Annotated in this window: 23 protein-coding genes; 13 read left to right on the top strand and 10 right to left on the bottom strand. The window is 61.1% G+C overall.

The window, feature by feature from the left end:
- Positions 1-46: 46 nt before the first annotated feature.
- From DBR46_RS07130 to DBR46_RS07165, 6 genes are all read left to right on the top strand, one after another.
- Entirely contained in the window at positions 47-961 is a 915-nt protein-coding gene (locus DBR46_RS07130) for a branched-chain amino acid ABC transporter permease (RefSeq protein ID WP_017737486.1), read from the top strand.
- 2 nt (positions 962-963) lie between these two features.
- A complete protein-coding gene (gene livM, locus DBR46_RS07135) occupies positions 964-2,241 on the top strand; it encodes a high-affinity branched-chain amino acid ABC transporter permease LivM (protein WP_017737487.1) in 1,278 nt (425 codons plus the stop codon).
- Positions 2,238-3,113, top strand: coding sequence for an ABC transporter ATP-binding protein (locus DBR46_RS07140; protein ID WP_124525577.1), 876 nt, complete (start codon positions 2,238-2,240; stop codon positions 3,111-3,113). The genes livM and DBR46_RS07140 overlap by 4 nt, the downstream gene beginning before the upstream one ends.
- Positions 3,110-3,826 carry an ABC transporter ATP-binding protein gene (locus DBR46_RS07145; RefSeq protein WP_124525578.1) on the top strand — a complete coding sequence of 239 codons (717 nt, stop codon included), beginning with the start codon at positions 3,110-3,112 and terminating at the stop codon, positions 3,824-3,826. The genes DBR46_RS07140 and DBR46_RS07145 overlap by 4 nt, the downstream gene beginning before the upstream one ends.
- A gap of 817 nt (positions 3,827-4,643) precedes the next feature.
- On the top strand, positions 4,644-5,408 hold the full coding sequence (locus tag DBR46_RS07160) for an SDR family oxidoreductase (RefSeq protein ID WP_124525580.1): 765 nt from the start codon (positions 4,644-4,646) through the stop codon (positions 5,406-5,408).
- Positions 5,409-5,605: 197 nt separating this feature from the next.
- A complete protein-coding gene (locus DBR46_RS07165) occupies positions 5,606-6,511 on the top strand; it encodes a cation diffusion facilitator family transporter (RefSeq protein ID WP_124525581.1) in 906 nt (301 codons plus the stop codon).
- Between the two features lie 120 nt (positions 6,512-6,631).
- Here the strand turns inward: DBR46_RS07165 and DBR46_RS07170 are convergent, their stop codons facing one another.
- From DBR46_RS07170 to ureE, 5 genes are all read right to left on the bottom strand, one after another.
- The gene (locus DBR46_RS07170; RefSeq protein ID WP_124525582.1) at positions 6,632-7,741 is read right to left on the bottom strand and encodes an AGE family epimerase/isomerase; all 1,110 of its coding nucleotides are present in this window, start codon (positions 7,739-7,741) and stop codon (positions 6,632-6,634) included.
- Positions 7,742-7,911: 170 nt separating this feature from the next.
- Positions 7,912-8,484, bottom strand: a complete 573-nt coding sequence (locus tag DBR46_RS07175; protein WP_124525583.1) for a HupE/UreJ family protein — start codon at positions 8,482-8,484, stop codon at positions 7,912-7,914.
- A gap of 22 nt (positions 8,485-8,506) precedes the next feature.
- Positions 8,507-9,121, bottom strand: a complete 615-nt coding sequence (gene ureG, locus DBR46_RS07180) for an urease accessory protein UreG (RefSeq protein ID WP_017737493.1) — start codon at positions 9,119-9,121, stop codon at positions 8,507-8,509.
- 12 nt (positions 9,122-9,133) lie between these two features.
- Positions 9,134-9,808 (bottom strand): urease accessory protein UreF, encoded by a 675-nt coding sequence (locus DBR46_RS07185; RefSeq protein WP_124525584.1) that lies wholly within the window; start codon positions 9,806-9,808, stop codon positions 9,134-9,136.
- Entirely contained in the window at positions 9,805-10,305 is a 501-nt protein-coding gene (gene ureE, locus DBR46_RS07190) for an urease accessory protein UreE (protein ID WP_017737495.1), read from the bottom strand. Before ureE ends, DBR46_RS07185 begins: the two co-directional genes overlap by 4 nt.
- Positions 10,306-10,582: 277 nt before the next feature.
- On the opposite strand from ureE, the gene DBR46_RS07195 reads away from it, so the two are divergent.
- Positions 10,583-11,068, top strand: a complete 486-nt coding sequence (locus tag DBR46_RS07195; protein ID WP_124525585.1) for a C40 family peptidase — start codon at positions 10,583-10,585, stop codon at positions 11,066-11,068.
- A gap of 5 nt (positions 11,069-11,073) precedes the next feature.
- Here the strand turns inward: DBR46_RS07195 and DBR46_RS07200 are convergent, their stop codons facing one another.
- Together DBR46_RS07200 and DBR46_RS07205 are read right to left on the bottom strand one after the other, a co-directional pair.
- Entirely contained in the window at positions 11,074-11,706 is a 633-nt protein-coding gene (locus DBR46_RS07200) for a TetR family transcriptional regulator (protein WP_017737497.1), read from the bottom strand.
- Between the two features lie 149 nt (positions 11,707-11,855).
- Positions 11,856-12,266: a hypothetical protein gene (locus DBR46_RS07205; RefSeq protein ID WP_017737498.1), complete on the bottom strand. Its 411-nt coding sequence runs from the start codon at positions 12,264-12,266 to the stop codon at positions 11,856-11,858.
- A gap of 348 nt (positions 12,267-12,614) precedes the next feature.
- Here DBR46_RS07205 and DBR46_RS07210 point away from each other — a divergent pair, with 348 nt between their 5' ends.
- Complete coding sequence (locus DBR46_RS07210) at positions 12,615-14,684, top strand: AsmA family protein (RefSeq protein ID WP_124525586.1); 2,070 nt, start codon at positions 12,615-12,617, stop codon at positions 14,682-14,684.
- A gap of 68 nt (positions 14,685-14,752) precedes the next feature.
- Here the strand turns inward: DBR46_RS07210 and DBR46_RS07215 are convergent, their stop codons facing one another.
- Entirely contained in the window at positions 14,753-15,283 is a 531-nt protein-coding gene (locus DBR46_RS07215) for a bacterioferritin (protein WP_124525587.1), read from the bottom strand.
- A 176-nt stretch (positions 15,284-15,459) separates the two neighbouring features.
- Between DBR46_RS07215 and DBR46_RS07220 the strand changes: the two genes are divergently transcribed.
- A complete protein-coding gene (locus DBR46_RS07220) occupies positions 15,460-16,350 on the top strand; it encodes a triacylglycerol lipase (RefSeq protein ID WP_124525588.1) in 891 nt (296 codons plus the stop codon).
- Positions 16,351-16,471: 121 nt separating this feature from the next.
- On the opposite strand, the gene DBR46_RS07225 is transcribed toward DBR46_RS07220, so the two are convergent.
- Entirely contained in the window at positions 16,472-17,347 is an 876-nt protein-coding gene (locus DBR46_RS07225; protein ID WP_124525589.1) for a DMT family transporter, read from the bottom strand.
- A gap of 97 nt (positions 17,348-17,444) precedes the next feature.
- Between DBR46_RS07225 and DBR46_RS07230 the strand changes: the two genes are divergently transcribed.
- The 3 genes from DBR46_RS07230 to DBR46_RS07240 all read left to right on the top strand — a co-directional run bounded on the left by DBR46_RS07230 (position 17,445) and on the right by DBR46_RS07240 (position 19,852).
- Positions 17,445-18,233: a helix-turn-helix transcriptional regulator gene (locus DBR46_RS07230; RefSeq protein ID WP_124525590.1), complete on the top strand. Its 789-nt coding sequence runs from the start codon at positions 17,445-17,447 to the stop codon at positions 18,231-18,233.
- Positions 18,234-18,304: 71 nt separating this feature from the next.
- A complete protein-coding gene (locus tag DBR46_RS07235) occupies positions 18,305-18,604 on the top strand; it encodes a PsiF family protein (protein ID WP_116627296.1) in 300 nt (99 codons plus the stop codon).
- A gap of 234 nt (positions 18,605-18,838) precedes the next feature.
- Complete coding sequence (locus DBR46_RS07240) at positions 18,839-19,852, top strand: AI-2E family transporter (protein WP_017737507.1); 1,014 nt, start codon at positions 18,839-18,841, stop codon at positions 19,850-19,852.
- Positions 19,853-19,993: 141 nt separating this feature from the next.
- On the opposite strand, the gene DBR46_RS07245 is transcribed toward DBR46_RS07240, so the two are convergent.
- Positions 19,994-21,262 carry an Hsp70 family protein gene (locus DBR46_RS07245; RefSeq protein WP_124525591.1) on the bottom strand — a complete coding sequence of 423 codons (1,269 nt, stop codon included), beginning with the start codon at positions 21,260-21,262 and terminating at the stop codon, positions 19,994-19,996.
- Between the two features lie 237 nt (positions 21,263-21,499).
- Here DBR46_RS07245 and DBR46_RS07250 point away from each other — a divergent pair, with 237 nt between their 5' ends.
- Positions 21,500-22,438, top strand: a complete 939-nt coding sequence (locus tag DBR46_RS07250; protein ID WP_124525592.1) for a DnaJ C-terminal domain-containing protein — start codon at positions 21,500-21,502, stop codon at positions 22,436-22,438.
- Positions 22,439-22,502 lie beyond the last annotated feature (64 nt).

Genomic DNA, 22,502 nt, shown 5'->3' on the forward strand with positions numbered 1-22,502 from the left:
CCGCACACCCACAGGTGTGCAGGTGCTCACCGCGTGAGATTGCGTTATGGATGGTATTTTCCTGCAGCAACTGGTCAACGGCCTGACCCTCGGGTCGGTCTACGGCCTGATCGCCATCGGCTACACAATGGTCTACGGCATCATCGGCATGATCAACTTCGCCCACGGCGAGGTTTATATGATTTCCGCTTACCTCGCGGCGATCACCCTGGCCCTGCTCGCCTACTTCGGCATCGAATCCTTCCCGCTGCTCATTCTCGGCACCTTGATCTTCACCGTGGTCGTCACCGGCGTGTACGGTTGGGTCATTGAGCGTGTCGCCTACAAACCCCTGCGCAACTCCACCCGACTCGCGCCGCTGATCAGCGCCATCGGCATCTCGCTGATCCTGCAGAACTACGCACAGATCGCCCAGGGCGCCAAGCAACAAGGCATTCCCACCCTGCTGGCCGGGGCTTGGCGTGTCGATATCGGCACGGGCTTCGTGCAACTGACGTACACCAAGGTGTTTATCCTGGTCGCCGCCTTCGCGGGCATGGCCCTGCTGACCTACGTGATCAAATACACCAAGCTCGGCCGCATGTGCCGCGCCACCCAGCAAGACCGCAAGATGGCCTCCATCCTCGGCATCAACACCGACCGCGTGATCTCCTACGTGTTTGTCATCGGTGCCGCCATGGCCGCCCTCGCCGGTGTGCTCATCACCCTCAACTACGGCACCTTCGACTTCTATGCCGGCTTCATCATCGGCATCAAGGCGTTTACAGCGGCGGTCCTCGGCGGCATCGGCTCCCTGCCTGGGGCGATGCTGGGCGGGATCATCCTCGGCATCTCCGAGTCGCTGTTCGCGGGGTTGATCAACTCTGACTACAAAGACGTGTTCAGTTTCTCCCTGCTGGTGGTGATTCTGATTTTCCGTCCCCAGGGCCTGCTGGGTCGCCCACTCGTGGCTAAGGTGTAAACATGTCTGCTGCCAAACCCATCGATATCAAGAAAAGTGTGGTCGACACGATTCTCGCCGGGCTTATTTCCCTGGTCGTGTTCGGTCCGATCGTCGGCGTCGTCCTCGACGGCTACAGCTTCAACCTGGAACCGGCCCGCGTGGCCACGCTGGTCGCCATCGTCATGGTCGGCCGCTTTGCCCTCAGCCTGTTCCTGCAAACCCCCAAGGGCCTGAAGATCCTGCAGGGCTTCGAAAGCAGCGGCTCCGGTGTGCATGTGCTGGCGCCGGACTACAAGTCGCGGCTGCGCTGGATCATCCCGGCGCTGATCGTGATTGCCATCGTGTTCCCGATCTTTGCCAACAAGTACCTGCTCACCGTGGTTATCCTCGGGTTGATCTACGTGCTGCTGGGCCTGGGCCTGAACATCGTGGTCGGCCTGGCCGGTTTGCTCGACCTGGGCTACGTGGCGTTCTACGCCATCGGCGCCTACGGCCTGGCCCTGGGTTATCAATACTTGGGCCTCGGCTTCTGGACGGTGCTGCCACTGGCGGCCATCGCGGCGGCGTTGGCGGGATGCATACTCGGCTTCCCGGTGTTGCGAATGCACGGTGACTACCTGGCCATCGTGACCCTGGGCTTCGGTGAAATCATCCGCCTGGTACTCAATAACTGGCTGTCGTTTACCGGCGGGCCGAACGGCATGCCGGTGCCATCGCCCACCTTCCTCGGCCTGGAGTTCGGGCGCAAGGCGAAGGAGGGCGGGATACCGTTTCACGAGTTCTTCGGCATCGATTACAACCCCAACATCAAGTTCATGTTCATCTACATCGTGCTGTTCCTGGTGGTGCTGGCTGTGCTGTACATCAAGCACCGCCTGACCCGCATGCCGGTCGGCCGCGCCTGGGAAGCCTTGCGCGAAGATGAGATCGCCTGCCGTTCCATGGGCCTGAACCACGTGCTGGTCAAGCTCTCGGCGTTCACCATCGGCGCTTCCACCGCAGGCCTGGCCGGGGTGTTTTTTGCCAGCTACCAGGGCTTCGTCAACCCGTCGTCGTTCACCTTCTTCGAGTCGGCGCTGATCCTTGCCATCGTGGTCTTGGGCGGCATGGGCTCGACGGTGGGGGTGGTGATCGCGGCGTTCGTGCTGACCGTCGCGCCGGAACTGCTGCGCAGCTTCTCCGAATACCGCGTGCTGCTGTTTGGCGTGTTGATGGTGGTGATGATGATCTGGCGACCGCGCGGGTTGATCCGCATCAGCCGTACCGGTGTGACCCCACGTAAAGGAGTGGCGCCATGAGCAAGGAAGTCGTGCTCTCCGTGGAACACCTGATGATGCACTTCGGTGGCATCAAGGCCCTGAGCGATGTGAGCCTCAAGGTCGAACGCAACTCGATCTTCGCCCTGATCGGCCCCAACGGTGCCGGCAAGACCACGGTGTTCAACTGCCTCACCGGCTTCTATAAAGCCAGCGGCGGCAAGATCAACCTCAACGTGCGCGGCAAGCAGACCGACGTGATCCAACTGCTCGGCGAACGCTTCCAGCCTACCGACTTTGTCTCGCCGAAAAGCTTCCTCAGCCGTGTGTACTACAAGATGTTCGGCGGTACCCACCTGGTCAACCGTGCAGGCCTGGCCCGTACGTTCCAGAACATTCGCCTGTTCAAGGAAATGTCCGTGGTGGAGAACCTGCTGGTGGCCCAGCACATGTGGGTCAACCGCAACATGCTGGCGGGCATCCTCAACACCAAGGGCTACCGCAAGGCCGAAAGCGACGCTCTGGACCACGCCTTTTACTGGTTGGAAGTGGTGGATTTGGTGGACTGCGCCAACCGCCTGGCTGGCGAACTCTCCTACGGCCAGCAGCGCCGCCTGGAAATCGCCCGGGCCATGTGCACGCGGCCGCAGATCATCTGCCTGGACGAACCGGCAGCGGGCCTCAACCCCCAGGAAACCGAAGCCCTCAGCGCGATGATTCGCCTGCTGCGCGACGAACACGACCTGACGGTGGTGCTGATTGAACACGACATGGGCATGGTGATGAGTATTTCCGACCACATCGTGGTGCTCGACCACGGCAATGTGATCGCAGAAGGCGGCCCGGACGCGATCCGCAACGACCCGAAAGTGATTGCCGCCTACCTCGGCGCCGACGAAGAGGAGCTGGTATGAGTGCACCTATCCTCGAAATGAAGGATCTGGACGTGTTCTACGGCCCGATCCAGGCCCTGAAAAAAGTCTCGCTGCACATCAACGAAGGCGAAACCGTGAGCCTGATCGGCTCTAACGGCGCGGGCAAATCCACGCTGCTGATGTCGATCTTCGGCCAGCCACGGGCCGAGTCGGGGCAGATTCTGTACAACGGCGTCGACATTACCCACAAGTCGTCCCACTACATCGCCTCCAACGGCATCGCGCAGTCGCCGGAAGGGCGGCGGGTGTTCCCCGACATGACCGTCGAGGAAAACCTGCTGATGGGCACCATCCCGATTGGCGACAAGTTCGCCAGCCAGGACATGCAGCGCATGTTCGAGCTGTTCCCACGGCTCAAGGAGCGGCGTAACCAGCGGGCCATGACCATGTCCGGTGGCGAGCAGCAAATGCTCGCCATCGCCCGCGCGCTGATGAGCCGGCCCAAGCTGTTGCTGCTGGATGAGCCGAGCCTGGGCTTGGCGCCGATTGTGGTGAAGCAGATCTTCTCGACCTTGCGGGAGCTGGCGTCGACCGGGATGACCATCTTCCTGGTGGAGCAGAACGCCAACCATGCGCTGCGCTTGTCGGATCGGGCGTATGTGATGGTCAACGGTGAGATTCGCCTGACGGGCACCGGTAAGGAGCTGCTGGTCAACGAGGAAGTGCGCAACGCCTACCTCGGCGGGCACTGATCTAAAGTTTGACGCAAGACCCACTGTGGGAGCTGGCTTTGTGTGGGAGCTGGCTTGCCTGCGATGCAGACACCTCGGTCTATCTGGTGAACCGAGGCGATGTTAACGCAGGCAAGCCAGCTCCTAAAAAAAGCAGCTCCCACATTTTTTTGTGGTGTTCACAGGGCCGATACCAAATTGTGGAAAACAAATCCAGCCACCCTCCAAAGCGCGACATATAGCCGCCGCAAATCCCTGTTTTGTCACAGTTTTGACTTGTCCCCATCCACTGTGGAACCGGCTGTGGGTAACGTGGTAGTACTCTGCTGAAAGCCTTTAAAGCCGTGGCTTGCAGCGTGTTGATCGTTTTTCGATCAGTGGTTTTTTCGCGACCGGCCAAGGGCTTTGTCAACCTGTTTAAAGACACAGGTATATGACCGATTTATGTCCGCTCAGCCTGTGGATAAGTCTGTGACTAAACTCTGGAAAGACCTCCGCAGAGGCCGGAATGACTGGCCTGGAGCCATCGTTGGGATTTTCTCCCCGTTGATGGGCCTACATACGGCCCCGCCAAGGTCAAGCAAAAAACTTTCTAAAATCGCCTGCAAGCCCCGCATACAGCGGCCTGAGGTGTTTTGCACTTGCCCCCAAAGACTGTGGGCGCAGTTGTGGATAACCTGCGCGCACATGGCTGCAGGCCACGTTCTGTAAGGCTTTGCGAGATGTGGTTAAAAACTGATCAGCTGCACATGAAGTTCTGTGCATAGCGGTTGCCGCAACCGCGTCGTACGGGCATTCTGCTGGCTGATTTTTTCCCGATGCCCGCAAGGAGAACACCATGTCCAACACGCTGTTTATTACTGGCGCAACCTCAGGTTTCGGCGAAGCCTGCGCCCGTCGTTTTGCCGAAGCCGGCTGGAAACTGGTGCTCACCGGTCGTCGCGCCGAGCGCTTGAATGCGTTGGTCGAAGAACTTTCCAAGCAGACCGAAGTGCACGGCCTGGTGGTGGACGTGCGTGACCGCAAGGGCATGGAAGAGGCGATCGCCAACCTGCCGCCGTCGTTCGCCACGCTGCGCGGGCTGATCAACAACGCGGGCCTGGCCGTCGGTACCGACCCTGCGCCCAAGTGCAGCCTCGACGATTGGGAAACCATGGTCGACACCAACATCAAGGGCCTGCTGACCACCACCAGCCTGCTGCTGCCGCGCCTGATCGCTCACGGCCGTGGCGCCGGGATCATCAACCTGGGTTCCATTGCCGGCAACTATCCGTACCCGGGCAGCCATGTGTATGGCGGTTCCAAGGCATTCGTTAAGCAGTTCTCGCTGAACCTGCGCTGCGACCTGCAAGGCACCGGCGTGCGGGTGACCAACATCGAGCCGGGCCTGTGTGAGAGCGAGTTCTCGCTGGTGCGCTTTGGCGGCGACCAGGCGCGTTATGACGCGACCTATGCCGGCGCCGAACCGATCCAGCCGCAGGATATTGCCGACACGATCTTCTGGGTCATGAACACCCCGGCGCATGTGAACATCAACCGCCTGGAACTGATGCCGGTGAGCCAGACCTGGGCTGGGTTTGCCATCGAGCGCGGGGCCAAGTAAGGCTTTAGACCGCGCCGCCTGCTTCGCGAGCAAGCCCGCTCCCACACTTGACCGCATTCCAAGGATGTACTCGGTCCAAATGTGGGAGCGGGCTTGCTCGCGAAGGCGCCAAATCAGCCAAAACAGGCCATAAGGTACACTCCCCTCCTGAGAACCCCACCGCACCCAGCGGTTTCAAGGTTTTGACAGGAGGAAATGTGAGTAACCGAGGTGAGCAGGCACTGCTCAAACAATCGACCATCCTGATGTTCGCCGTCGCGATCGCCGGGATTGTCACGGGTGTGATATCCGGCGCCCAATCCATTCTGTTCGACGGCTTTTTCTCGCTGATCGCCACCGCCATCAAGGTGTTGATGCTGATCACGGCCAAGCTGATCGCCAAGAAAAGCAACGAACGCTTCCAGTTCGGCTACTGGCACCTGGAGCCCATGGTGCTGCTGATCGAAGGCAGCTTCCTGCTGCTGATCGCCATCTATGCGTTCCTCAACGGGGTGTTCGGCATTATCAATGGCGGGCGCGAGATCGAGTTGGGGCTGGTGATCATCTATGCGGCGGTGTTTACCGTCGTCGAATTTGCCTACTTCTTCTACGTGCGTTATCGCAATCGCACGCTCAAGTCCTCGCTGATCCAGTTCGACAACATCAGCTGGCTGGTGGACGCCATGCTATCGATCGGCTTGCTGATCAGCTTCCTCGCCGCGCTGTTGCTCAAGTCCCAGGGCTATGGTGAGTGGGCGGTGTACGTCGACCCATTGATCCTGATCCTGCTGGCCCTGAGCATGCTGGCGCCGGCGTTCAAGATCCTGCGCCCGGCATTGCGCGAGGTGCTGGGGATTGCCCCGGACCAGTTGGACGACAAGGTGCGTGAAGTGATGGACGCGGCCCAGGCCAAACATGGTTTCGACGACTACGTGTCCTACGTGCAAAAACACGGGCGGGCGCGGTTTATCGAGATTCATGTGGTGTTGCCGGCGGATTACCCGGTGGATAACGTCGCCACCCTCGATGGGCTGCGCGAAGAGATATCCACAGGGCTCGGCAAAGCGGATGCGGCGCGGTGGTTGACCATCAGTTTTACTGGGGATCGCAAGTGGATTGCGTGACAGGCAGTTAGACCGCGGTGAGGCCTTCGCGAGCAAGCCCGCTCCCACATTTAACCGCGTCCTACCTTTGGAATGCAGTCGAATGTGGGAGCGGGCTTGCTCGCGAAGGGGCCCTAACACTCACCCGAGATGCTGGATCAGCCCCTGATAACAAGTCGCCAAGTGATAAGGCGTAGTCGACGGCATATCCCACCGACTCACCACCCCCTGGGCATCCAGACATTCATTCCAGCCTTTGCCATGCAAAAAATGCTGCTGCAGCGCCAGCAACTGGCGCTGCAACACCGCCTCGCTGCCCGGGCGCAAGGTCAGCGCCCGCAGGTATTCCGCCTGGGCCCAGATGCGCTGGGTGCCATCGCGCACGCTGCCATCCAGCGCCAACATGCCGCTGACCGCACCGCTCAACTTATCCACACCCTTTTGCTCGGCGTAGGAAAAAGCCCGCGTCAGCGAGGCGTGCAACGGCGTGCCGCGTAGGACGTCGGAAGATTCCAGCAAAAAGAACCATTCGAACTGGTGCCCCGGTTCAAACCAGTTATCCACAGCGCCCAGCGGTTTTTCCATCATCACGCCATGCTGGCGGTCGATGAAGCGCTGCTGCATGGCCGTCGCCAGGCCCAGCAGTGCCGCTTGTACATCGGCGTCTTCACGCACGGCGAGGGTGGCCAGGAAGCCTTCGGCCAAGTGCATCAGCGGGTTTTGCAGCGGGCCGGACTTGAGGGATGACCAGTTGCGCTCCAGCACGGCTTCGTACAGGCCGTCGCCTGTGGCAAAGCGCTCGGCGACCACTGCCAGGGCGGCGTTGAGCACCGACTCCACCAACGGCTCGCGCACCTTGGCCCAGTAGTGGGCGCAGGCGAAGATGATGAAGGCATGGGTGTAGAGGTCTTTGCGCTTGTCCAGCGGTTGGCCGGCCGGGTCGATGCTGTAGAACCAGCCGCCGTGCTCGGCATCGTGGAAGTGCCGTTGCAGGGAACGGAACAATGCAGCCGCGCGTTCTTCGGCAAACGAGGCGCCGGGTTCGCCGATCAGGCTGGCGAACAGGTACAGCTGCCGGGCACAGGCCATTGCGCGGTAGCGTTGCGGTGGCAGTGGCTGATGGTTGGCGTCCAGTGCTTCATAGGGGAGCGCGAGGTCGGCATTCCAGCCAGGGCCCTGCCAGAGCGGCACGATCAGGGTGTGGAAGTGCGTGAGCACGGCGTTCAGGGTGGAGCTTGGAGCGGTGGGCATTGGCTGGCGTCGTCACGGCAGGGGTGTAGGCGCGCATGGTAGCAGGCTTGGGTTCTGTGGTGTTTTTGAGACCGCTATCGCAGGCAAGCCAGCTCCACATTTTGATCTGCGAACCCAATCAAATGTGGGAGCTGGCTTGCCTGCGATGAGGCCCTGACAGGCGCCGCAAATCAGCCCGCGAGCAACCAAACCCCAGTCGCCGCCGAAGCTGCCCCGGCAATCCGCACCAACGGCGCAGCCGCAGCCGGCAGGAAACGCACCACCGCATAACCGGCCGCGTGCAACACAGCAGTCGCCCCGACAAACCCGGCCGCATACGCCCACGGGCTGGACATGTCCGGCAACTCCAAACCATGGGCCACGCCATGGAACAAGGCGAACAATGCAGTCGCACCCACCGCGACAAACAACGGCGGCCGCACCGCCAGCGCCACCGCCAGGCCCAAAGCCAGCACCGACGCGGCTATCCCGCTTTCCATCGCCGGCAATTGCATCCCTTCAAAGCCCAGCACGCCACCGATCAACATGGTGCCGACAAACGTACACGGCAGCGCCCAGCGGGCCGCGCCTTTCTGTTGCGCGGCCCACAGGCCGACCGCAACCATCGCCAGCAAATGATCGATACCGCCCAACGGGTGGCTGATCCCGGCGAGCAAGCCGTTATCGCCATGGCCCGGGTGGGCGAATGCGAGGGCCGGGGCCAGCAGCAATGCGGCGGCGGTGAAGAGTTTCTTGAGGCTCATGGACAGGTTCCTTATGGGTTGATCAGGCGGCGGTCAGCAGGCCTTGGCGTTCGATAAAGGCGACGATTTCTTCCAGGCCAACCCCGGTTTTCTGGTTGCTGAATACAAAGGGTTTGCCGTTGCGCATACGGGTGGTGTCGCTGTTCATCAATTCCAGCGAGGCGCCGACCAGCGGCGCCAGGTCGATCTTGTTGATCACCAGCAGGTCGGACTTGCAAATGCCTGGCCCGCCCTTGCGCGGCAGCTTGTCGCCGGCGGACACATCGATCACATAGATGGTCAGGTCCGACAGCTCCGGGCTGAACGTCGCCGAGAGGTTGTCGCCACCGGACTCCACCAGGATCAGGTCCAGGCCGGGGAAGCGGCGGTTGAGCTGGTCCACCGCTTCAAGGTTGATCGACGCGTCTTCGCGGATCGCGGTGTGCGGGCAGCCACCGGTTTCCACGCCGATGATGCGCTCGGGCGCGAGGGCCTGGTTGCGCACCAGAAAGTCGGCGTCTTCGCGGGTATAGATGTCGTTGGTGACCACGGCCAGGTTGTAGCGGTCGCGCAGGGCGAGGCACAGGGCCAGGGTCAGGGCGGTCTTGCCGGAGCCCACTGGGCCACCGATGCCGACGCGCAAAGGTTGTGTATTCATGGGGTGGTTCTCCTAGGAACGGAACAGGCGGCTGTATTGGCGCTCGTGGGCCATGCACGCCAGGGACAGGCCGAATGCGGCGCTGCCGAAATGGTTGGGGTCGATACGCGCGGCGTCCTGCTGGGCCTGTTGCAGCAGTGGCAGCAACTCGCTGGTCAGGCGCTGGGCGGCTTGCTGGCCCAGGGGCAGGGTTTTCATCAGTACGGCCAGTTGGTTTTCCAGCCAGCTCCACAGCCAGGCGGCGAGGGCGTCGACGGGGCTGATGGTCCAGGCGCGGGCGGCGAGGGCCCAGCCCAGGGCGAGGTGAGGTTCGCCGCGTTGTTCAAGGAAGTGGCGCGCGGCGTCGTCCAGCTCAGGCAAACCATTGAGCAGTTGTTGCAGCGAGTAACCCATCTGCCGGCTCTCCTGATACAGCTCGCGGGTCTCACGGCTGGCGCGGTGTTCTTCGCACAGCTGTGCCAGCTGCGCCCAATCCTGTTCCGCGGCGGCGCGGCAATGGGCGAGCAACAGCGGTGCTTCAAAACGCGCGAGGTTGAGCAACAACTGATCACTGATCCAGCGGCGGGCGCTGGCCGCATCATTGACGCGGCCGTTCTCCACGGCCATTTCCAGGCCTTGGGAATAGCTGTAGCCGCCAATCGGCAATTGCGGACTGGCCAGACGCAACAGCGCCCAGGCTGGGTTCATAGACGTACGCCGAACTGGTGCAGCTTGGGCGGATAATTGAAATCTTCGTCGCCATGGCGCGAATGGTGATGGCCGCCGCCGTAGGCGCCGTGTTCCGGCTGGAACGGCGCTTCAAGGGTTTCAGTGGTGGCGCCCAGTTGATCCAGCATGGCCTTGAGCACGTAGTCATCCAGCAGGCGCAGCCAACCATCCCCCACTTGCAGCGCAACGTGGCGATTGCCCAGGTGATAGGCCGCGCGGGTCAGTTCAAAGGCGCTGGGGCAGGTGACGTGCAGCAGCTGTTCAGGACGTGCGCAGACACGTACGACACGTCCGTCTTCGGCCTGTAGGAATTCGCCATCGTGCAGCGGTGGCTGGCCACGCTCCAAGAACAGGCCGACGTCTTCACCGTCGGCACTGAAACAGCGCAGGCGGCTTTTGCTGCGGGCTTCGAAATTCAGCAGCAGCTCGGCAGCCCAGAGGGCTTGGGGGGCGATTCGGCGGTGGATCACCAGCATCAGAAGGCTTCCAGCAATGAGCGATGCAAGTGCTAGAGCAAGGGCCTTGCCAATCTCGGCGGTGAGTAGGAATCGCCTGTAAGTAGGCACTGTGGCGCCACTAAACAGGGCGTAGGAAAATTCTAGTGATGCGCCAAAACGGTGCTCATTTTGTATTTGTGCACTTGTCCTGAGCGTTTTCGGATTTGTCCTACGCACCCTGAAGATTCGCCGTTCATGGTGCTACTTGTTGAGTGTTTAGGATCCGCGCCGTGTTTAATTCACTGCGACGTTCATCATGTTCAAGTCATTTTTTTGCTTAGTCATCGCCAGTCTGTCATTCGTCATTTCAACGGCTTCGGCCAATTTACAACCGCGCCCGACCTTCGCCCCGGCCACCATCAGCAACGTGGTTGACCGTGCCCATGAACTGCTGGGCACGCCCTACAAGTGGGGCGGCACCTCGGTGCAGCAAGGGTTCGATTGCAGCAGTTTCCTGGTCTATCTGTTCAAGACCGAAGCGAATATCCAGATCCCGCGCACCACGGCGGCGATGCACCGCTCGACAGCCGCGACCATCCCGCGCAATGCACTGAAGCCCGGCGATGCGGTGTTTTTCAAAGCCAATGGGCGCGGCCAGGTCAGCCATGTCGGCCTTTATATCGGCGAGGGCAAATTCATCCATTCGCCGCGCACGGGCAAGACCATCCGTATCGACTCGCTGAGCAACAACTATTGGAATAAAAACTACACGACGGCCAAGCGTTTCCACTCGGCGGGTTGATCGTTTTACTCGGTGCTGCCCAGGCCTTGCCAGTGCTTCAAACCAATAAAGATAAAACGCAATTGCTGGGTGATTTTCGCCTGAGGCGTGAGGTGGGCCGGCAGGGCCTGGGCGGGCGGGTCGATGATGTCGGGCAGGGTGGCGAACACACTTTTGACGATCAGGTCAGCCATCACATGCAAACCTTCGCCGTCCAGGTGTTGCAGCTTGGGCATCAGTGTGAGGTCGGCCGCGAGGTCGCGGGTGATGTCTTCGCGCAAGGCGCCGATGGCTTGGCGCACGGCCAGGCAGCCGCCGTATTGCTCGCGGGCGAGGAACAGGAACTGCGAACGGTTGGCCGACACCACATCGAGAAAGATGCGCACGGACGCATCGATAATGCCGCCCATCACGAATTCGTTGTGGCGCACCAGGCGAATGGTGGCGCGGAAGGTCTGGCCGACTTCGCTGACCAGTACGAGCCCAAGCTGGTCCATGTCGGCAAAGTGGCGATAGAAACCGGTGGGCACAATGCCGGCCGTCTTGGCCACTTCGCGCAGGCTCAGGCTGCCAAACCCACGGCCACACTCCATCAGATGGCGGGCTGCGTCCATCAGGGCGAGGCGGGTCTGTTGCTTCTGTTCGGCGCGGGGCAGCATGGGCGGGGGCTTTGTCGGCAAGTTCAGCGACGCACTCTAGCAAAACAGCTTCATCGGCGTCGAACTTGCGCAGGGTGGGGCGTGACGCGGTCTACAGCAAAGCAAAAGCCCGATCGGCGGATCGGGCTTTTTTATCGGCCACCACAGGCTTAGCTCTGGGCTTCGTGCAGTTCTTTCAGGCGATCAGCGCCGCCTTCAGCAACACCTTCGGTGTAAGCGCGTTTGTTGGCTTGTTCAGCGCCGCCTTCGACCAGGCCTTTCTGTTCCAGGCGATCACGGCCACCTTCAGCAACGCCTTCGGTGTAGGCGCGTTTGTTGGCTTGCTCGGCGCCACCTTCAACCAAACCTTTTTCTTCCAGGCGGTTGCGGCCGTTTTCAGCGACAGCGCCTTTGGCGTAGTCACGGTTTTCTTCTTCTTGCGAACCGCTGCGTGCCAGCGTTTGGCTGGACTGCACGGCTTGGGCTTTGTTCTGTGGGGTCGCTTGTTCGGCAGCTGGCAGGGCAAAAGCGCTGGAAGCCAGGACGGACAACAGGACGGTAGCGAGTACTTGGCGTTTCATGATGGGTTGCTCCTTGGGAGGGCGATAAAGTGGGTACAGGGCTAATGCTACTCTCGATAAGTCGATATAAAAGTTCATAAACACAATGGTAATAATCAACAGAATTGATTGTTCTCGGCAGAGGCTCTAACTCGCACCTCTCAAGCCCGCGGTTTTGCACCGGGGTGGGTATTTTCGACACGAAGGTGGGTAACAATGGTGCGCCGTTGATGATTGATTCTGTCTGCTTGATCAGGAAAATGGCTTTTTGCGACTAAATCAGTGGTCGGGTTAAACCCCCGGGCGGTTTGCCAGTCGTACCCTTATGAGCTGTAGTTCAGCGGTAGTCGTATTCAGGAGTCCTGTGCAATGACGCGCACGCGCAAAATCGTCGCTTGGAGCTGTGCCAGCTTCGTTCTATTAATCGCCGTGGTGGTGTTGGTGCTGGCGTTCTTTGACTGGAACCGCATCAAGCCGCAGATCAATGCCAAGGTCTCCGAAGAGTTGCATCGCCCGTTTGCCATCAACGGCAACCTGGCCGTGGTGTGGGCCCGTGAGCCCGATCAAGGCGGCTGGCGCGCCTGGGTGCCGTGGCCCCATGTGATCGCCGAGGACCTGGCCCTGGGCAACCCCGACTGGTCGAAAAAACCGCAGATGGTCACCCTGAAGAAGGTCGAGTTGCGCATCTCGCCCCTGGCGTTGCTGGTGCAGCGCGTGGTGATCCCGCGTATCGACCTGACTGAGCCAAGCGCCGAATTGCAACGCCTCGCCGACGGTCGCGCCAACTGGACCTTCAAATTCGACCCCAAGGACCCGAATGCCGAACCGTCCAACTGGGTGGTCGACATCGGCGCCATCGGCTTTGACAAAGGCCATGTGACCCTCGACGACCAAACCCTCAAGACCCAGCTCGATGTGATCATCGACCCCCTGGGCAAGCCGATCCCGTTCGGCGAAATCGTCGGCGACGCGGATGCCAAGAAAGCCTTGGAAAAAGGCGCGGCGCCGCAAGACTATGCATTCGCCCTCAAGGTCAAAGGCCAGTACCACGGGCAGAAGCTCGACGGCAGCGGCAAGATCGGCGGCCTGCTTGCCTTGCAGGACGCGGCCAAGCCGTTCCCGTTGCAAGCCCAGGTCAAGGTCGCCGATACCAGCATCGCCCTCGCTGGCACCTTGACCGACCCGCTCAACCTTGGCGCCCTCGACCTGCGCCTGAAACTCGCCGGTAGCAGCCTCGGCAACCTGTACCCGCTGACCGGCGTGACCCTGCCGGACTCGCCGGCGTATTCCACCGACGGCCACCTGGTCGCCAAGCTGCACGAAGCCAGCGGCGCGTCCTTCACCTATGAAAACTTCAACGGCAAGATCGGCAACAGCGATATCCACGGCAACCTCGCCTATGTCGCCAGCCAGCCACGGCCCAAGCTCAGCGGCGCGTTGGTGTCCAACCAACTGCTGATGGCCGACCTTGCGCCCTTGATCGGCGCCGACTCCAACGCCAAGCAAAAGGCCCGTGGCGGTGAAAGCAAACAACCGGCGACCAAGGTGCTGCCGGTGGAAGAATTCCGTACCGAACGCTGGCGTGACATGGACGCCGACGTGGAATTCACCGGCAAACGTATCGTGCACAGTGCTGAACTGCCGTTCACCGATCTCTACACCCACCTGGTGCTCAACGACGGCCAACTCAGTCTCGAACCCCTGCGCTTCGGCGTGGCCGGCGGCAAGCTAGACGCGCAGATCCGCCTGAACGGGCGCATCACGCCAATGGAAGGCCGCGCCAAACTCACCGCGCGTAACTTCAAGCTCAAGCAGCTGTTCCCCACCTTCGAACCGATGAAAACCAGCTTTGGCGAGCTCAATGGCGATGCCGATATCGCCGGGCGCGGCAACTCCGTGGCAGCGCTGCTGGGCAGCTCCAACGGTGACCTGAAGATGCTGATCAACGACGGCGCCATCAGCCGTGGCCTGATGGAAATCGCCGGGCTCAACGTCGGCAACTACGTGGTGGGCCGCCTGTTTGGCGACAAGGAAGTGAAGATCAACTGCGCGGCCGCTGACTTCGGCATCAAGACCGGCCTGGCCACGACCCGCCTGTTTGTGTTCGATACCGAGAACGCCATCATCTACATCGATGGCACCGCGAACATGGCCACCGAGCAGTTGGACCTGACCATCACCCCGGAATCGAAAGGCTTTCGCCTGTTCTCCTTGCGCTCACCGTTGTACGTCAATGGCCCATTCATCAAGCCCAACGCCGGCGTGAAAGCGGTACCGCTGATGCTGCGTGGCGCGGGCATGGTGGCGCTGGGTGTGATCGTAGCTCCGGCAGCGGGCTTGCTGGCGTTGATCGCGCCGAGTGGGGACGTGCCGAACCAGTGCGCGCCGTTGTTGCAGCAGATGAAGGAAGGCAAGGCCCCGAAAACGGTAAAGGGCTAACTGAACATACAGGGACCAAAAAATGTGGGAGCTGGCAAGCCAGCTCCCACATTGCTATGTGTTGTTGGTTAGAGACCTTGCAGAATGTCGGCCATGTCGTCGGCGTGTTCTTCTTCCTGAGCCAGGATGTCTTCGAAGATCCGGCGTGTCGTTGGGTCTTTATCGCCGATGTACTGAATGATCTCGCGATAGCTGTCCACCGCGATCCGTTCCGCCACCAGGTCTTCGTAGACCATCTCCTTCAAATTCTTGCCCGCCACGTACTGCGCGTGGGAGTTCTTCGACAGCAGGTCCGGGTTGAACTCCGGCTCGCCGCCCAACTGCACAATGCGCTCGGCGAGTTTGTCGGCGTGCTCGGCTTCTTGCGTGGCGTGCTCAAGGAACTCATCAGCAGCGACTGCCGCCTTGAGGCCGCTGGCCATGAAGTAGTGACGCTTGTAGCGCAGCACGCAAACCAGTTCAGTGGCCAGCGACTCGTTGAGCAGGCGGATGATTTCTTCGCGGTCGGCGTCATAGCCTTCGGTCACCGCGCCGTTTTCGACGTTTTTGCGGGCGCGGCTGCGCAGGGTGGCAACGTCTGTCAGTTGAACTTCAGTCATCTCGATCTCCTGGGGCTAATCCGGTTTTGCGCCACGCTCTGCTGGCGTGATCGCTCAAAGTTGTGAGTCCCGGGCGGCGCAAAAAGTTTTATCGGATTGACCCACGGCGTCATCAGCCCGACTTGAGGTTGGGCTAGGCTTGCGCTCAGGTCAGCCGTTTCGAGGACGTTCGCCCCATGCCGCAGTCGTTAGCCACGCGTTACCCGTTGGTACTGGTACCCGGCATGCTCGGTTTTGTGCGTTTGGGGTTTTTCCCCTACTGGTACGGCATCGTCCCGGCGTTGCGCGCAGGCGGCGCGCAAGTGTTTGCCGTGCAGGTCGCACCACTGGATGCCAGCGAGGTGCGCGGCGAGCAGTTACTGGCGCACATCGAGCAGATTCGTGAGGAGACCGGCGCCGACAAGGTCAACCTGATCGGCCATAGCCAGGGCTCGCTGACCGCACGTTATGCGGCGGCCAAACGCCCGGAGTGGGTGGCGTCGGTGACGTCGGTGGCCGGACCGAATCATGGTTCGGAATTGGCGGACCATATCCACCTCCATTACCCCATCGACGGCGTGAAGGGGCGGCTGATGAGCGCGCTGTTCCATGTGGTCGCGTGGGTGATGGGCGTGCTGGAAACCGGCTATCGCGGGCCACGTTTCAAGGCGGACTTGCAGGCGTCCCACCATTCGCTGACCAGTGCCGGGGTGGCGCTGTTCAATCGTCAGTATCCCCAAGGCTTGCCCGACACCTGGGGCGGGCAGGGGGCCGCAGAGGTCAATGGCGTGCGTTATTACTCGTGGTCCGGCACCTTGCAGCCGGGCATCACCGACCGTGGCCGCAACCTGTTCGACGGCACGAACCGCAGCTGTCGCCTGTTCGCCCGCAGCTTTGTGCGGGAAAAGGGCCAGTGTGATGGCATGGTCGGACGTTACAGCTCACACCTGGGGTTGGTGATTGGTGATGATTTTCCCCTGGACCACTTCGATATCGTCAACCAATCCATGGGGCTGGTGGGGAAGGGGGCGGAGCCGATCCGGTTGTTTGTGGAGCATGCCCAGAGGCTGAAGGCCGCCGGAGTCTGAGAAGTTGACTCGGTCCAATTGTGGGAGCGGGCTTGCTCGCGAAAGCGGTGGGTCAGCCAGCTCATCTGTTACTGACACACCGCATTCGCGAGCAAGCCCGCTCCCACATTTTGAACTGCGTCTAGGCTGCTCTGACCGGCGTCGTCCAACGCTCCGACAAAATCACCCCTCCCAACGTCAGCAATCCACCGACCAAGTGATACAACGCCAACTTCTCCTTCAACACCACCGCCGCAATCAGCGCCGTAATCAACGGCAGCAAATTGAAAAACAGCGTGGTCCGGCTTGGCCCCAGGGTCTTCACCGAATGCATCCACGCCAACGGCGCCAGCATCGAAGCCAGCAAGCACGCATACATCACCAGCGGAATATTCGCCCAGCCCAGGCCGGCTTTTTGCGAGAACAAAAACAGCGGAAACAACACCACCACCGCCACCAGCACCTGCAAATACAGCAACACCAACGGCGGCAGGCGCAGCTGCCATTTTTTCAGCAGGGTGCTGTAGACCGCGTAGGCCAGGGTGGCGACCAGCATCATCGCGTCGCCCAGGTTGACCCCATGTTGCAGCAACGCGCCCAGGCTGCCGGACGACACCACCACGACCACGCCAGCAAACGACAGTACCGCACCGGTGAGGGCGCCGTAGGTCAGGCGCTGGCCGAGGCTGATGATTGCCGCCGTCAGCGCCATCAACGGCATCAGCGACAGGATGATGCCCATGTTGGTCGCCGTGGTCAGCGACGCGGCGTAGTACGCCAGGCTCTGGTATACCGCCATGCCCAGCACGCCAAGGATGACGATCTTGCCCAGGTTCGGGCGGATCAGCGCCCAGTTGGCGAGCACCGGCTTGAGCATGAACGGCGTAAACAGCAGCGCCGCCAGCAGCCAGCGGTAGAAGCCGATCTCTGCCGGGAAGATGGTGCCGACGGCCAGCTTGTTGACCACGGTGTTGCCGGCCCAGATGAAAATGGCCAGCAGGGGATACGCGTATTGCATCGAAAGAAACCAGATGTGTTGATGAGCCGGGATTATCCCTTGTCTGGATCGAAGCCTATACTGCGATCCAGACAAACGACCTATGTATCCAGACAACATGGCCAGACATACCGTACGCCTCGCGGATTTTGCCAGCCTGCCCAGCCCGGTCTACTTCCGCTACTCCGATTTTGCCCCCGACACCGAATGCACCCCGCACCAGCACGGCTGGGGTTCGCTGGATTATTCCGCCAGCGGCGTGATGCGCATGGAAGTGGCCGGCAACCGTTTTATGTCGCCGCCGCAGTACGCGGTGTGGGTGCCGCCGCACACCGAGCACAGCTCCTACAACGCCGAGGCCATCGTCTACCACTCGGTGGGCCTGGCCCCTGAACTCTGCGCCCAGTTGCCGCCGCAGCCGTGCACCCTGGCGATCAGCGAGATCCTCAAGGCGATCCTCAGCGACTTCGCCCAACGTGACGTGAACATCCCCGAAAGCGAAGCCGATATCCGCCTGGCCCAGGTGCTGGTGGACCAGCTCAAGCAGGCGCCGATCCACGAGTGCTTTCTGCCCTACGCCCGTCATCCCGGCCTGCTCGGTGTGCTGGAGGGCATGCAGGCCGATCCCGGCGACAACCGGCCGCTGGCCCATTGGGCGGCGCAGGTGCACGTGAGCGAACGCACCCTGGCGCGCCAGTTTGTGCGCGAGCTGGGCATGAGCTTTGGTGAATGGCGCCAGCGCCTGCGTTACCTCGCGGCGATTGAAGCGCTCGACAGCGAGCACAGCGTGCAACATGTGGCGTTCGACCTTGGCTACAGCACCGCCTCGGCCTTTATCGCGATGTTCCAGCGTCATGCCGGTTGTACCCCGGAGCAGTACCGGCGGACGAATATCCGAAGTCGGTGAAGATGTAACAGGCTTTGACTACACTGCTGGGTAGGCTGTGCCCCTCGGCACAGTAACAGGGAGAAAACTCCATGAAGATGCTGCGAATTCCGTTGTTGATGATGGGCCTGCTGCTGTGTTCCCAGGGCTTTGCCGCCACCGCCCAGCAGAACAAAATGACCACGTGCAACGCCGAAGCCACCACCAAGACCCTAAAGGGCGACGACCGCAAGGCGTTCATGAAAACCTGCCTGTCGGCCCCGGCGGCCAATGACGCCAAGACCCTGACGCCGCAGCAGCAGAAGATGAAAGACTGCAATGCGTCGGCGAAGACCAAGGCGCTGGCCGGCGATGCGCGCAAGACCTTTATGAGCACTTGCCTCAAAGGCTGATCGCGATTCTGTGGGCCCTGCAAATCAAATGTGGGAGCTGGCTTGCCTGCGATGCAGGCACCTCGGTCTATCAGTGAGACCGAGGTGATGCTATCGCAGGCAGGCCAGCTCCCACAAAAGCCAGCCCCCACACAAACCACACACACTTGATCGCATTAGCACCCTGAACTCTCGCTTGATTCCCTCAAGGCTGGCAGACTGCCCATCCTTTAACGCCGTTTGTTTTGAGGCTGTATGCCAACGTTTTCTCAGCGTCATGTGTTGTTGCTGGCCAGCTACATCATCATTTTCGGCGGACTGCTGCTGGTACTGCCGCTCAAATTACTGCCCAGCCTGCTGGCGGGCCTGTTGGTGTTTGAACTGGTCAACATGCTCACCCCGCAACTGCAACGGCTGATCGAAGGCCGGCGCGCTCGCTGGCTGGCGGTGGCCTTGCTGGGCACCTTGATCGTCAGCGTGCTGACCCTGATCTTTGCCGGTGCCATCAGCTTCCTGCTCCACGAAGCGGAAAATCCCGGTGCTTCCCTCGACAAATTCATGGGTGTGGTCGACCGCGCACGCGGCCAGTTGCCGCCGTTTATCGACGCCTACCTGCCCGCCAGCGCCGCCGAGTTCCGCGTGGCTATCGGCGACTGGATGAGCAAGCACTTGAGCGAACTGCAGCTGGTCGGCAAAGACGCCGCCCACATGTTCGTCACCCTGCTGATCGGCATGGTGCTCGGCGCCATCATCGCCCTGCAACGCGTGCCCGACCTGACCAAACGCAAACCCCTGGCCGCCGCCCTGTTCGACCGCCTGCACCTGCTGGTCCAGGCCTTTCGCAACATCGTCTTCGCGCAGATCAAGATCGCCGCGCTCAACACCGCCTTCACCGCCGTGTTCCTCGCCGTGGTGTTGCCGTTGTGCGGGATTCACTTGCCGCTGACCAAAACCCTGATCGTGCTGACCTTCCTGCTAGGCCTGCTGCCGGTGATCGGCAACCTCATGTCCAACACGCTGATCACCATCGTCGCGCTGTCGCTGTCGATCTGGGTGGCGGTGGCGGCGTTGGGTTACTTGATCGTGATCCACAAGATCGAGTACTTCCTCAATGCGCGGATCGTCGGCGGGCAGATCAGTGCCAAGTCGTGGGAGTTGTTGCTGGCGATGCTGGTGTTTGAGGCGGCATTCGGGCTGCCGGGCGTGGTGGCGGGGCCGATTTATTATGCGTATCTCAAGAGTGAGTTGAAGCTTGGGGGGATGGTTTAAGGCTTGTGTTGCCTGGGCTGGCCTCTTCGCGAGCAAGCCCGCTCCCACACTGACTGTGTTCACAGGTCGAAATGTGTAAACACAGTAAATGTGGGAGCGGGCTTGCTCGCGAAGGGGGCGCCACGGTCTTTCAGGTGAAACTCAGTGTCCGTACCGCTTGCTGGCCTCAATCGCCAGACCACTGCCGATACTGCCAAAGATATTCCCTTCCACATGCCGCGCATTCGGCAACATCGCCGAGATGCTGTGGCGCAGTGCCGGAATCCCGCTGGAACCGCCGGTAAAGAACACCGTGTCCACCTGCGCCACGCTCACCGAAGCGTCGTTGAGCAACTGCGTCACGCTACCGCGCACGCGCTCCAGCAAGGCGTCGATGGACGACTCGAACAGTGCGCGGCTCAGGTCTACGCTCAGGCCTGCTTCGATACGGTCCAGCGCCACGTGGCGGCTGTCTTCGTGGGTCAGCTGGATCTTGGTTTCTTCCACTTCCATGGCCAGCCAGTGCCCGGCACGCTGTTCGATCAACTTGAACAGGCGGTCGATGCCGCCGGTGTCTTCGATGTCGTAGCGCATGCTGCCCAATGCCAGCTGGGACTTTTGCGAGTACACCGAGTTGATGGTGTGCCAGGTCGCCAGGTTCATGTGGTGGCTGGTGGGCATGTAGGCGCCGCTCTTCATGCGGCTGCCGTAGCCGAACAGCGGCATCATGCCGTTCAGCGAGAGCTGTTTGTCGAAGTCGGTACCGCCGATGTGCACGCCGCCGGTGGCGAGGATGTCGCTCTGGCGGTTGTCGTTGTGACGGCGGTCCGGCGACAGGCGCACCAGGGAGAAGTCAGACGTACCCCCGCCGATGTCGACGATCAGCACCAGCTCTTCTTTCTCGATGGTGGACTCGTAGTCGAACGCCGCCGCAATCGGCTCGTACTGGAACGAAATGTCCTTGAAGCCGATCTTGCGCGCCACGTCCACCAGGGTGTTCTCGGCTTCCTGGTCGGCCATCGGGTCGTCATCGACGAAAAACACCGGGCGGCCCAGCACCACTTCTTCGAACTCACGGCCGGCGTTGGCTTCGGCGCGGCTCTTGAGCTGGCCGATAAACAGTGCCAGCAGGTCGGTGAACGGCATCGCCGTGCCGAGCACGCTGGTGTCGTGCTTGATCAGCTTGGAACCCAGCAGGCTCTTGAGCGAGCGCATCAGCCGGCCTTCGTAGTTTTCCAGGTACTCGTGCAGCGCCAGGCGACCGTACACCGGGCGGCGTTCCTCGAAGTTGAAGAACACCACCGACGGCAGCGTGATCTTGTCGTCCTCCAGCGCAATGAGCGTCTCCTCGCCGGGGCGGATCCAGCCGACGGTGGAGTTGGACGTGCCAAAGTCGATGCCGCAGGCACGGGCTGGGGATGGGTTTTCCATGACAATCAGGTTCCGGTTGAAAAACGGCCGCGCAGTGTATGCCAGTCGACGGCGGATGCGTAGGCCGGCTATCTATAAATGCGCCTTGAAAGTGGGGAATTCGCCCCCACATCTTCTGCATACGGCGAATGCCGATAACACTTTGACGCACCCCCAGGCCACATCAATCAACAGGTGCAATGCAGCGCACGTTGTGCCCCGGGCTGTGCGATCTCGATTAAGGATGGTGAACCGCCGATGGATTTCAAAGACTACTACAAGATATTGGGCGTAGAGCCGACGGCCGACGACAAGGAAATCAAGGCGGCCTATCGTAAGCTCGCACGCAAATATCACCCCGATGTGAGCAAGGAAAAAGACGCTGAAGCCAAGTTCAAGGACGCGTCCGAAGCCTATGAGGCGCTTAAAAGCGCCGACAAACGCGCCGAATATGACGAGTTGCGCAAATACGGCCAGCATGGCCAACCGTTCCAGGGGCCACCGGGCTGGCAGAGCCGTGGCGGCTTTGGCGGCGGTGGTGGCGGCGAGGACTTCTCGGACTTCTTCAGCTCGATCTTCGGCTCACGCGGAGACGCCTTCGGTGGCGGCCAACGCCGTCCTGCCGGGCGCAAGGGCCAGGACGTGGAGATGCAACTGACGGTTTCCCTTGAGGATACGCTGTCCACCGAGTCCAAGCAGATCAGCTTCCAGGTGCCGCAATACGACGCCTCGGGCCGGCATGTGAGCAACACCACCAAGAGCCTGAACGTGAAGATCCCCGCCGGCGTGGCCGACGGCGAGCGCATCCGGCTCAAGGCGCAGGGCGCACCGGGCATTGGCGGCGGAGCCAATGGCGACCTGTACCTGATCATCAAGTTTGCGCCGCATCCAAAATTTGAAGTGGACGGCGAAAACCTGGTCATCAACCTGCCGCTGGCACCGTGGGAACTGGCGCTGGGCGCAGAAGTAGCGGTGCCGACCTTGACCGGCAAGATCAACCTCAAGGTGCCGGCCGGCAGCCAAAACGGCCAGCGTATGCGCGCCAAGGGGCATGGTCTGCTGAACAAGGCAGGGGAGCGTGGGTTCCTGTACATCCAGCTGAAGGCGGTCATGCCCAAGCAGGCTGATGACGAGACCATCGCCCTGTGGCAGGAATTGGCCAAAAAGGCCGCGTTCAACCCTCGGGAGAATTTCTGAGGCCTCCGCGCCTGCGCTAGTTATCTAGCGCAGGCCACTCTGTCGGGCATGGTGTGCTAACGCT

Source organism: Pseudomonas sp. KBW05 (genome assembly GCF_003852405.1).
Taxonomy (GTDB): Bacteria; Pseudomonadota; Gammaproteobacteria; order Pseudomonadales; family Pseudomonadaceae; genus Aquipseudomonas.

Coding starts and splice junctions, on each gene's coding strand:
- DBR46_RS07130 (WP_017737486.1), top strand. CDS start 47: ATGGATGGTATTTTCCTGCAGCAACTGGTCAACGGCCTGACCCTCGGG.
- livM (WP_017737487.1), top strand. CDS start 964: ATGTCTGCTGCCAAACCCATCGATATCAAGAAAAGTGTGGTCGACACG.
- DBR46_RS07140 (WP_124525577.1), top strand. CDS start 2,238: ATGAGCAAGGAAGTCGTGCTCTCCGTGGAACACCTGATGATGCACTTC.
- DBR46_RS07145 (WP_124525578.1), top strand. CDS start 3,110: ATGAGTGCACCTATCCTCGAAATGAAGGATCTGGACGTGTTCTACGGC.
- DBR46_RS07160 (WP_124525580.1), top strand. CDS start 4,644: ATGTCCAACACGCTGTTTATTACTGGCGCAACCTCAGGTTTCGGCGAA.
- DBR46_RS07170 (WP_124525582.1), bottom strand. CDS start 7,741: ATGCCCACCGCTCCAAGCTCCACCCTGAACGCCGTGCTCACGCACTTC.
- DBR46_RS07175 (WP_124525583.1), bottom strand. CDS start 8,484: ATGAGCCTCAAGAAACTCTTCACCGCCGCCGCATTGCTGCTGGCCCCG.
- ureG (WP_017737493.1), bottom strand. CDS start 9,121: ATGAATACACAACCTTTGCGCGTCGGCATCGGTGGCCCAGTGGGCTCC.
- DBR46_RS07185 (WP_124525584.1), bottom strand. CDS start 9,808: ATGAACCCAGCCTGGGCGCTGTTGCGTCTGGCCAGTCCGCAATTGCCG.
- ureE (WP_017737495.1), bottom strand. CDS start 10,305: ATGCTGGTGATCCACCGCCGAATCGCCCCCCAAGCCCTCTGGGCTGCC.
- DBR46_RS07195 (WP_124525585.1), top strand. CDS start 10,583: ATGTTCAAGTCATTTTTTTGCTTAGTCATCGCCAGTCTGTCATTCGTC.
- DBR46_RS07200 (WP_017737497.1), bottom strand. CDS start 11,706: ATGCTGCCCCGCGCCGAACAGAAGCAACAGACCCGCCTCGCCCTGATG.
- DBR46_RS07205 (WP_017737498.1), bottom strand. CDS start 12,266: ATGAAACGCCAAGTACTCGCTACCGTCCTGTTGTCCGTCCTGGCTTCC.
- DBR46_RS07210 (WP_124525586.1), top strand. CDS start 12,615: ATGACGCGCACGCGCAAAATCGTCGCTTGGAGCTGTGCCAGCTTCGTT.
- DBR46_RS07215 (WP_124525587.1), bottom strand. CDS start 15,283: ATGACTGAAGTTCAACTGACAGACGTTGCCACCCTGCGCAGCCGCGCC.
- DBR46_RS07220 (WP_124525588.1), top strand. CDS start 15,460: ATGCCGCAGTCGTTAGCCACGCGTTACCCGTTGGTACTGGTACCCGGC.
- DBR46_RS07225 (WP_124525589.1), bottom strand. CDS start 17,347: ATGCAATACGCGTATCCCCTGCTGGCCATTTTCATCTGGGCCGGCAAC.
- DBR46_RS07230 (WP_124525590.1), top strand. CDS start 17,445: ATGGCCAGACATACCGTACGCCTCGCGGATTTTGCCAGCCTGCCCAGC.
- DBR46_RS07235 (WP_116627296.1), top strand. CDS start 18,305: ATGAAGATGCTGCGAATTCCGTTGTTGATGATGGGCCTGCTGCTGTGT.
- DBR46_RS07240 (WP_017737507.1), top strand. CDS start 18,839: ATGCCAACGTTTTCTCAGCGTCATGTGTTGTTGCTGGCCAGCTACATC.
- DBR46_RS07245 (WP_124525591.1), bottom strand. CDS start 21,262: ATGGAAAACCCATCCCCAGCCCGTGCCTGCGGCATCGACTTTGGCACG.
- DBR46_RS07250 (WP_124525592.1), top strand. CDS start 21,500: ATGGATTTCAAAGACTACTACAAGATATTGGGCGTAGAGCCGACGGCC.